General features: G+C 43.8%; 10 protein-coding genes and 1 pseudogene. 2 read left to right on the forward strand and 9 right to left on the reverse strand.

What is annotated here, in order from left to right; all coding sequences use genetic code 11:
- Positions 1–381: Rrf2 family transcriptional regulator (locus JZU62_RS07010; protein WP_295013270.1), on the forward strand; the 381-nt coding region annotated here is incomplete at its 5' end.
- Here the strand turns inward: JZU62_RS07010 and cobA are convergent.
- The 9 genes from cobA to JZU62_RS07055 form a co-directional block, all read right to left on the reverse strand.
- Positions 374–1,180 (reverse strand): uroporphyrinogen-III C-methyltransferase, encoded by an 807-nt coding sequence (cobA, locus tag JZU62_RS07015; RefSeq protein ID WP_295013272.1) that lies wholly within the window; start codon positions 1,178–1,180, stop codon positions 374–376. The genes JZU62_RS07010 and cobA overlap by 8 nt on opposite strands.
- Positions 1,177–2,484, reverse strand: coding sequence for an aminotransferase class V-fold PLP-dependent enzyme (locus JZU62_RS07020; RefSeq protein ID WP_295013273.1), 1,308 nt, complete (start codon positions 2,482–2,484; stop codon positions 1,177–1,179). Before JZU62_RS07020 ends, cobA begins: the two co-directional genes overlap by 4 nt.
- Positions 2,456–4,036: a nitrite/sulfite reductase gene (locus tag JZU62_RS07025; RefSeq protein WP_295013274.1), complete on the reverse strand. Its 1,581-nt coding sequence runs from the start codon at positions 4,034–4,036 to the stop codon at positions 2,456–2,458. Before JZU62_RS07025 ends, JZU62_RS07020 begins: the two co-directional genes overlap by 29 nt.
- Before the next feature lie 11 nt (positions 4,037–4,047).
- Complete coding sequence (cysN, locus tag JZU62_RS07030) at positions 4,048–5,454, reverse strand: sulfate adenylyltransferase subunit CysN (protein WP_295013275.1); 1,407 nt, start codon at positions 5,452–5,454, stop codon at positions 4,048–4,050.
- A complete protein-coding gene (gene cysD / locus JZU62_RS07035) occupies positions 5,454–6,365 on the reverse strand; it encodes a sulfate adenylyltransferase subunit CysD (RefSeq protein ID WP_295013276.1) in 912 nt (303 codons plus the stop codon). Before cysD ends, cysN begins: the two co-directional genes overlap by 1 nt.
- A 123-nt stretch (positions 6,366–6,488) precedes the next feature.
- A complete protein-coding gene (locus JZU62_RS07040; RefSeq protein ID WP_295013277.1) occupies positions 6,489–7,196 on the reverse strand; it encodes a phosphoadenylyl-sulfate reductase in 708 nt (235 codons plus the stop codon).
- An 8-nt stretch (positions 7,197–7,204) separates the two neighbouring features.
- Positions 7,205–7,435: a DUF2061 domain-containing protein gene (locus JZU62_RS07045; RefSeq protein WP_295013278.1), complete on the reverse strand. Its 231-nt coding sequence runs from the start codon at positions 7,433–7,435 to the stop codon at positions 7,205–7,207.
- Between the two features lie 11 nt (positions 7,436–7,446).
- The gene (gene cysK / locus JZU62_RS07050) at positions 7,447–8,382 is read right to left on the reverse strand and encodes a cysteine synthase A (protein ID WP_295013279.1); all 936 of its coding nucleotides are present in this window, start codon (positions 8,380–8,382) and stop codon (positions 7,447–7,449) included.
- A 224-nt stretch (positions 8,383–8,606) separates the two neighbouring features.
- Positions 8,607–9,164, reverse strand: coding sequence for a bifunctional precorrin-2 dehydrogenase/sirohydrochlorin ferrochelatase (locus JZU62_RS07055; RefSeq protein ID WP_295013280.1), 558 nt, complete (start codon positions 9,162–9,164; stop codon positions 8,607–8,609).
- 122 nt (positions 9,165–9,286) lie between these two features.
- Here JZU62_RS07055 and JZU62_RS07060 point away from each other — a divergent pair.
- Positions 9,287–9,492 (forward strand): annotated as a pseudogene (locus JZU62_RS07060) (hypothetical protein); the annotation flags it as partial.

Genomic DNA, 9,492 nt, shown 5'->3' on the forward strand with positions numbered 1-9,492 from the left:
CTCGCCGCCATGTATGAGTTAGCGCTCCACTACGGGCAAGGACATCTTCAAATTCGTGACATCGCCGAAAAAGCCCACATTCCCCAAAACTATTTGGAACAAATCCTTGCAACATTGCGTAAAGAGGGACTTATCCAAAGTATCCGTGGAGCAGGAGGAGGCTATTTGCTCGCCAAAGCTCCTGCACAAATTCATGTTTATGAAATTCTTTTTACGTTGGAGGGGGAACTTTGCACCCCTGCGGATGAGGGATTACAGCCAATATTGCATTTATATTGGGGGCGTGTACGAGAAGAGATGAAAAGTGTTTTTCATGAAACACTTCAAAATCTTGTCGATCAGGGAAATGCTCTGGATCAGCAATCGATGTACTTTATCTGATTTCTACCGACTGGGATACAAACTCCGGCAGTTTTCCATGCAATTTTACAACATCTCCAAAAACAATAACGGCGGGACCATCAACCGTTTTAGCCGCTTTCGTTAATCCATATAACGTAGTCACGACACTCTTTTGTTCGGGACGAGATGCGTTGGAAATAATAGCAGCCGGCAAATCTTTTGCTACTCCCGATTTCAATGCCGCTCGACGAATAGCACTCACCAAACTTAGCCCCATCAACACCACCGTCGTATGATTCGGTATCGTAAGAAGGGCAAGCCAATCACCATTAAATTTGTCATCTTTCAGATGGGCCGATACCACCGAAAAACTGGCGGCGTATCCTCGTGCAGTCGGCGGTATTCCTGCACATGCCGGACCTGAAATCGATGAGGATATCCCTGCAACTACTTCTACAATATACCCTCGTTCACCTAAATAGAGTGCCTCTTCAGCACCTCGTCCAAAAATATACGGATCACCGCTTTTTAGCCGTGCAACACTGTATCCTTGTGATGCGTAATCTACGATCAGATTATTAATACGATCCTGACTAATACTATGGCTTTTTTGAGGTTTTCCGACATAAACTTTACGTGTTCCATCTGGAATCAATGCCAGAATTTCATCGGTAATAAGATGATCATACAAAACGATCTGAGCTTCACGGATGATCCGATAAGCTTTGAGCGTCAACTGTTCTACATCCCCAAGACCACAGCCTACGAGGTATACTTTCCCTTTTCTCACCGAAAACGTATTGGATTCGGCTGAATAATTTTGAATAATTTTTGTCATTCGAGCCTCTTTATCGATTTTCTAATAGCTTCCAACAACGCATCGATGTCCTCTATCTCTTGCGAATAATGGATACTAATTCGCAACCATCCCGGTCGCGTTTGGAATGGAGTATCATCCTCCAATCCTAACAAATCGTGTCCGTAAGGTCCGGCACACGAACACCCTGCCCGTGTTTGAAATCCATCCGACTCGGATAAAATCTCACACAGTTTGTATGGGTCGATATATTTGATATTAAATGAAACGATTCCGATATTCTCAGCCTTGCGACATCCATAGCACGTCGCTCCCTCAATCTCTCTCAACCCCTCTGTAAAACGCGCATACAAGCTTTTTTTACGTGAAGCAATCCAATCAAATCCAAGTTCATTGCGGAGCTGATATGCCAGCGCCGCGCGGATAAGCTGTAAAATCCCCGGTGTTCCGGCATCTTCACGATCTTCCACTTCTTCGATGAAGAAATGGCTGCTACGACTCACATACCGTACCGTTCCCCCACCGGCAAATGTCGGTTTGGCATCTGCATCGAATAAATTTTTGCGAATTGCCAGCAATCCGCATGACCCCGGTCCACCCAAAAGTTTATGGGGCGAATAGAACATTGCGTCATACAACTCACACGGTATATTGAGATACGGCGATGAAGCCGCCGCATCAAAACAGACGATCGCTCCATAGCGACGTAAAATGTTCGATATTTCGACGTAAGGCGTAATCGTACCCGTCACATTCGAAGCGATACAAAACGTCCCAATAAGCTCTCGATGAGCATTCTCTTGGAGAATAGACTCAAGCTGTTCAATATCCACCAACCCTTTGTCGTTCAATCCGATCCGAATGGTCTCGCAAAGTGCTTCACGGTAGCTAATGTCATTGGAATGGTGTTCATACGGTCCGATAATCACCAACGGAAGCTCATTACTGATCGGCAATGCCAGATACCTCGCCCGCGTTGCCGGCGGGATATAGAGTCCCAATATCTCTTGAAGCCGTTTTACCGCACCTGTAGCACCGCATCCGCACGGCATAAGGGCGAACTCATCATCCAACCCCAGTAGCGATTTCAAATGTTCTCTCGCTTCACGATAATGCTGATCCGTACGCGCTGCCATCGACGCTTCTTTAGAATGAGTGTTCGCATAGGTTTCAAGAACTTCATGTATCCGCTCTTCAATCGGTTCATACGCCAGCCCCGACGCAGTGAAATCGAAATACGTTTTTTTATGTACTCCGATCGTATTACGCACTATTTGCTTAAACTTATCTCCTTCTTCAAGCAGTGGACGAAACAGTTGATTCATGATCGTATTTCTCCCGTAAAAAATATCCAAAATTCTGGCTATCACTCGCCTCAAAATCATGGATTAGTGATTCAATTAAAGGTGCTACCTCTTCAGCCGTCACTTTAACTCCGGTCTTTACGGCAAAACGGCTTTGTTCGCCTTCGAGATGCCCTCCGACGATCAGATCGAACCCTTTGAGACGTTCATCACCCCGTTTTACGATCGCACCGACAAACCCAAGATCAACAATATGAGGATGTGCACACGAGTTCGGACAGCCGTTTATACTGATGCTGACCGGTTCATCAAAACCCTCGAATCGGTGATTAAGATACTTAACCACTTCAATCGCCAAACCTTTCGTCTCGCTCACCGCGAACTTACAAAAATTCAACCCCGTACATGCCAATGTCCGTGCCTCAAAAACCGACGGATAGGGATGAAAACCAACCGCTTTAAGCGTGTCTATCATCGGTTCGGTTGCATCGGTATGAACATTTAAAATCACGAAATTCTGCGTCGTCGTTAGGGTAATCCCATCGGCTTTATAAAAATCGAGGATACGTCCTAGCTTCAACAAATTCTCTCCATTAATCCGTCCGCTGGTTAGGGCACAACCAATGGTGTTATACCCTTTGCGTACCGAAGAGGCAACGCCAAAATGGCTGCGTCGCGGATAAGGAGTAAAAGGTGCCGAGTCGTATCGTTCCAACGTAACACGGGAAACTTTTTCCAACTCTTCAACAAATTTCTCTACACCCCAATCTTCCACTAGATGACCTAAACGAGCTTTTGAACGGTTATCACGTCGACCTGAGTCACGATAAATACGGGCAACTGCTTCGGCTATTTTGATAATATCCCGACGTTTAACATACCCGATGTGATCGGCAATACGGCGGTTGCTCGCCTGCCCACCTCCAACACTGACACTAAAACGGAGATCATTACCATTTTTTACGGCAGTAAATCCCAAGTCCTGAACTTCATGCTGAATACAGTGTTTGTTACATCCGCTCACCCCGATTTTAAACTTTCTTGGCAAGTTTGAAAAATCTGGATTTCCGCGATAAAGGTTGTTTAATGCAACCACCACATCACGGACATCATCAATTTGATCGTGATCGATCCCATTTACCGGACAACTCACGATATTACGGGGACAATCGCCTGATGCACCGAGAACACTCAAACCGACGATTGAGAGACGTTCCAATATCACTGGAATATCCTCGATACTCAGCCAATGAAACTGAATATCCTGCCTTGTTGTCACATCACCGCTTTCACGAGCAAATTCAACCGAAATATCACCTAATACTTCTACTTGTTTAGCACTCAAATATCCATTTTCGAGCTTAACTCGGAGCATGTAATACTGAGTTTCATCATCGACGTCCTGAAGATTGCGATTTTGAGTATAAATACCGTACCATTTAAAACGATCAATATCTTCAGGGTCTATTGGCTCACCAGTTTTTGCATATCGATAAATGTCGGCGATGACGTCCAATCCGTCTTTTTCGCGTTTAATACGCTCGATACGTTCCGCTTTTGTTTCATTCGCCATCTCATCGCTCCTTAAACGATTGTTGCAGCATTCCAATGAGGAAAATGCCGACGTACAAGAGCATTCAGCTCTATCTCAAATTCCGATACATTGCTTTGTAGCGGTTTCTCATTTTCAGTGCTTTGGGTAATCATCCCCGCTGCAACTGTGCTATTTGTAATCTTATCGATGAGGATAAATCCACCCATCTCACGATTCTCTTCATACAAATCAAAGGCAATCGGCTCACCTAAAACCAAACGGACCGATCCGATATCATTAAGTCCCAATTCCAATGCGTCATGACGCTCTTGTGTATTTACATCCACACGATAATCGATTCGCTCGACAAATACCGTCGTACAGGTTGATCCCCGTTTAAATAAATAACTCTTGCCAGGGAGAAACTTCTCTTCGTCCATCCAGACCAAATTTGCTTTAATCGCATTGCTTTGCAAAATAGACTCATCCGCTTTGATCAAAACATTTCCTCGACTAATATCGATCTCTTCATTCAACGTTAACGTAATCGCATCATCAGTCGATGCTGATTCGAGATTTCCATCATACGTCACGATCTCTTTTACCGTCGCTTGTTTGAGGGACGGATAAGTTGTTATCGTATCACCGACACGGATTGTTCCCGATGCGATTGTTCCCGCAAATCCTCTAAAATCCAGATTTGGTCGATTAACGTATTGCACTACCATGCGAAACGCTCCATCTACTGCGGCAGAGGCTAATGGAACCTCTTCAAGAATTTCCAACAACGTTGATCCCTCATACCACGGGCTCCGCTCACTCTTCGTCACGACGTTGTCGCCATCCAGCGCTGAAAGAGGAACCGAATAGATCTCTTGAATCCCTAACTCTTCAGCAAAGACTCTATATTCAGCATTGATCTTATCAAAGACTTCTTGATCGAAACCGACCAAATCCATTTTATTGATAGCAACCACTACATTACGGATCCCTAATAGACGGACGATATACGAATGACGACGCGTCTGCGTCACAATCCCATAACGTGCATCGATCAGGATGATCGCCAAATCAGCCGTAGAAGCTCCCGTCGCCATATTTCGTGTATATTGCTCATGACCAGGGGTATCCGCAATAATAAACTTTCGTTTATCGGTCGAAAAATAGCGATACGCTACATCAATCGTAATTCCCTGCTCCCGCTCGCTTTGTAATCCATCGACCAGAAGCGCCAGATCGATTTTATCTCCTGTCGTTCCCGACTTTTTGCTATCGTTCTTGATAGACTCCAACTGATCTTCAAAAATCATTTTGGAGTCATGCAGTAATCGCCCGATAAGGGTACTTTTGCCATCATCCACACTCCCGCAGGTAATAAAGCGGAGCAACTCTTTGTGTTCTTGTTCTTTTAGATAGCCCTCGATATCGGTGGCTATCAAATCACTTTGATGTGCCATTAGAAATATCCTTCAATTTTTTTCTTCTCCATTGAGCCTGCACTGTCGGCATCGATCAGACGCCCTTGACGTTCAGACGTTTTCGTCAACAGCATCTCTTGGATGATATCCGGCAATGTTGCCGCATCACTTACCACCGCTCCCGTCAACGGGTAACATCCCAGTGTACGGAAACGAACGTTCTCGATGGTCGGAACTTCTCCCTCACTCAGAGGAAACCGTTCATCATCCACCATTATTTTCACCCCATCACGCTCAACGACGGGACGCAGTGCTGAGTAATACAACGGAACGATTGGAATCTGCTCCAAATAGATGTATTGCCAAATATCGAGTTCCGTCCAGTTTGAGAGGGGAAATACCCGAATACTCTCTCCCTTGTGAACCCGTCCGTTATATATTTTCCATAGTTCGGGACGTTGATTCTTAGGATTCCAACGGTGGTTTTTATCCCGAAATGAATAGATCCGCTCTTTCGCGCGGCTTTTCTCTTCATCCCGTCGAGCACCGCCGAATACCGCATCAAATTCATAATAATTAAGCGCCTGTTTCAACCCTTCCGTCTTCATCACGTCCGTATGCACGGCGCTCCCATGGACAAATGGGTTAATCCCCTGAGCAATTCCATCAGGATTGACATGTGTTAACAACGTTAACCCCAACTCTTTGATCCGTCGATCTCGAAACTCGATCATCTCTTTAAACTTCCATGTCGTATCAACATGCAACAGAGGAAACGGCAGTTTTGCCGGATAAAATGCTTTAATCGCCAAATGGAGCATCACCGATGAGTCTTTGCCGATCGAATAAAGCATTGCCGGATTATCGAATTCTGCGACCACTTCACGCATAATGTGAATCGCTTCGGCTTCTAATGCCTTTAAATGTGTTTTTCTCTCTTGAGGTATCATGGTCTTCTCCTTTGCTACCGTTTTTCAATCAAATAAAAATAGCCCAATCGGCCAACTCTGCGCGATGCGAGTACTCGTCATCCTCGAGTATTCCATCCAAAATTTCTAACAAAAATTTCATTGTCAGTTCCCTTTTAAGTGGAGTCCACACTCCTTATGTTCAGGGTTCTCCCACCACCATCGTCCGGCGCGGAGTTCTTCCCCCTCACGTATTGCTCTCGTACATGGAGCACACCCGATACTCGGATATCCATGATCATGTAACACATTGTATGGAACTTGATTTTCGATAATATAATCCCATACCATCTTCTCACTCCACTCTATAAGCGGATTAAGTTTGATCAAGCCGTTTCCTTCATCCCATTCGATAAGTTGCATCGTCTCACGTGTCGGAGACTGAGATCGGCGTAATCCGGTAATCCATACTTCCAAACCGCTTAAAGCTCTGCGTAGTGGTTCCATTTTTCTCACGTTACAACATGTTTTTCGATTCTCTACACTCTCTCGAAATCCATTGACACCTTGTTCTTGATAAAGCGCTTCAAGAGCTTCTTTATCAGGACAATATATATCTACTTTGATCCCATATTTTCGGTTTGTCTGATCGATCACACTATAGGTCTCTTCGCTAAGTCTTCCGGTATCGAGGGTAAATATTTTTACCGTCGGATCGATACGCAACATCATGTCCACCAAAACCTGATCTTCTACGCCAAAACTAGAGGCTAACGCAATCCGTCCTTTATGGGCTTCCAAATAACACGTCAATAAAAATTCAATCGATTCCTTTTCAAATCGCTGATTCAATACATCTAAATTAATGCTCATTGATTCTCCTAAATTTGGTAATCGTTAGCGGAGGGTTTCACCCGCCCAAAATTGGTTCTGTCCCATGCTCTTTCATGTAAATAATATAAGAACATCTTCGTAACCACTTCGATTGAACCGATGGAAACTGCCATCACTAAATTTCCTGTAATGAAATAAGAGACGATTATCGTATCAATTGTCCCGACTGTACGCCATGAGATCGCCTTGATCACACTTCTATAATGTTTTTCACCCATTTTTTCCCCTCTTACACATTGTCAGGGGGAAACTCATAAAGCTCCGTACTTAAATACCGTTCTCCCGTATCGCACAAAATTGTTACGATTGTTTTCCCCTGATTTTCAGGACGTTCTGCAATTTTTTTCGCCGCCGCTACATTAGCTCCCGCTGAAATTCCCACTAAGAGTCCTTCTGTTTTAGCAATTGCTCTTGACGTCGTAATCGCTTCATCATTCGTGATACGGATAATTTCATCATAAACATCACGATTAAGTACCTGAGGAACAAATCCGGCTCCAATCCCTTGAATTTTATGAGGACCTGCTGATTCACCCGAAAGAACAGCTGAAGCATCAGGCTCTACCGCAATGATTTGAATGTCGGGGTTATACGCTTTAAGTATCTCTCCCACACCGGTAATCGTTCCCCCTGTTCCGATAGCCGCAACAAAAATATCAACTTTCCCGTCGGTATCTCTCCATATCTCTTCCGCCGTCGTATGACGATGAATATCAGGATTATCCCCGTTATTAAACTGTTGCAAAACAACTGCATTAGGGATAGATGCTCCCAGCTCATTCGCTTTTAAAACTGCTCCACCCATCCCTTTCTCCGGTTCCGTCAATACAATCTGCGCGCCCAGAGCCGCCAAAAGACGTCTGCGTTCCAAACTCATGGAGCTCGGCATTGTTAAAATCAATTTCAATCCGAGGCTCGCAGCGACACTCGCTAACGCAATCCCGGTATTTCCACTGGTCGGTTCTATGATGACACTCTCATCGCTAATCTCACCGCGTTGCAGTGCTTGGAGGATCATGTTGCATCCAATCCGATCTTTAACTGAACCCGAGGGATTCATAAATTCGCACTTTCCTATGATCTTTGTTGACCCGTTTGAAAAATGATTTAACGTAATAAGCGGTGTGTTTCCGATTAACTCCGTAACATTGGCTGCAACTTTCATTGTTCACTCCTTTCATTGATGAGATTCATAATAAGTGAATGTTCATTCATTTATTGAATGGAGAAATTATAGGGAGTTTTTTTAACATTGTCAAGTAATTCTATTGAATTAGTATGTTTTATTATATAATTGGCGCAAAAACCCCTATTTAATGGGGTTTAATTACTAGTAAATAAATAGGGTTTTAGATTGAAAAACAGTAAAGTAAAGTGATAAGGTAGGGTTTATTGTTCGAAAAAAGCTTTGCAGATAGTAATAATTTTTGCTTGTCGAGGTTTGCCGACAGGTTCACTTTGACGTATAAAATCAACTTTGTCGATCAAATCACTTACCCCTTTTGGAATCATTTTGGTGAGATACTGCCGTAGTGCCGAACTCACCGCCGGAGCACGACCTGCAGTATTTATCCCTATGCATAAATCATCATTGACAATCAATGCCGGAAATATAAATGAGCACCATAGAGGAGAATCTACACAATTGACGTGGATATGATGCTCACTGCAATAGTGGAAAATTTTTTCCTGTTCGGATAAATCATCCAATGCTCCGATAACCAAAAATCGCCCTTCCAAATCATTGATGGTATAGGGACGTATATCTATCGTTATCGGATATTTTTGAGCCAAATCACCAATCTCGGGGTGAATACAAGGGGCAATCACATTCAAATGGGGTGAGAATTTGACTAACTGTTCTATCTTCCGAAGAGCAACTTCACCTCCTCCGATCACTAAACAATCTCGCTCATTCAAATTTATAAACATAGGAAAATAGGCCATAATGATTCCCTCATAGTATTAATACTGCTATAGTACACTAAACTCTTTTGACAATATGCCATAAATTTTGACGATAAAATACTCTTTATGATACCATACTAAAAAAGTTAGCGAAGGTACTCATGGCAATCATCTCTATCGCTTCAACCAAAGGGGGAGTGGGTAAAACCTCCCTCGCATTTTCCCTTGCCAAAGATCTGCGCTATCGCTATGCGACCAACGATATGTCGGTCGCGCTCAACAAATACAAAAATGCCCGCTATTACCCGAACAAAATCCCCCTCTACCCTGATACCGTCTATGACTTCGGAGGATTTGAAAACCCTCA

Source organism: Sulfuricurvum sp. (assembly GCF_019163035.1).
Taxonomy (GTDB): domain Bacteria; phylum Campylobacterota; class Campylobacteria; order Campylobacterales; family Sulfurimonadaceae; genus Sulfuricurvum.

What these genes read in the sequence shown, in the direction of transcription:
- cobA (WP_295013272.1), bottom strand. Translation starts at nt 1,180, where the DNA reads ATGACAAAAATTATTCAAAATTATTCAGCCGAATCCAATACGTTTTCG.
- JZU62_RS07020 (WP_295013273.1), bottom strand. Translation starts at nt 2,484, where the DNA reads ATGAATCAACTGTTTCGTCCACTGCTTGAAGAAGGAGATAAGTTTAAG.
- JZU62_RS07025 (WP_295013274.1), bottom strand. Translation starts at nt 4,036, where the DNA reads ATGGCGAATGAAACAAAAGCGGAACGTATCGAGCGTATTAAACGCGAA.
- cysN (WP_295013275.1), bottom strand. Translation starts at nt 5,454, where the DNA reads ATGGCACATCAAAGTGATTTGATAGCCACCGATATCGAGGGCTATCTA.
- cysD (WP_295013276.1), bottom strand. Translation starts at nt 6,365, where the DNA reads ATGATACCTCAAGAGAGAAAAACACATTTAAAGGCATTAGAAGCCGAA.
- JZU62_RS07040 (WP_295013277.1), bottom strand. Translation starts at nt 7,196, where the DNA reads ATGAGCATTAATTTAGATGTATTGAATCAGCGATTTGAAAAGGAATCG.
- JZU62_RS07045 (WP_295013278.1), bottom strand. Translation starts at nt 7,435, where the DNA reads ATGGGTGAAAAACATTATAGAAGTGTGATCAAGGCGATCTCATGGCGT.
- cysK (WP_295013279.1), bottom strand. Translation starts at nt 8,382, where the DNA reads ATGAAAGTTGCAGCCAATGTTACGGAGTTAATCGGAAACACACCGCTT.
- JZU62_RS07055 (WP_295013280.1), bottom strand. Translation starts at nt 9,164, where the DNA reads ATGGCCTATTTTCCTATGTTTATAAATTTGAATGAGCGAGATTGTTTA.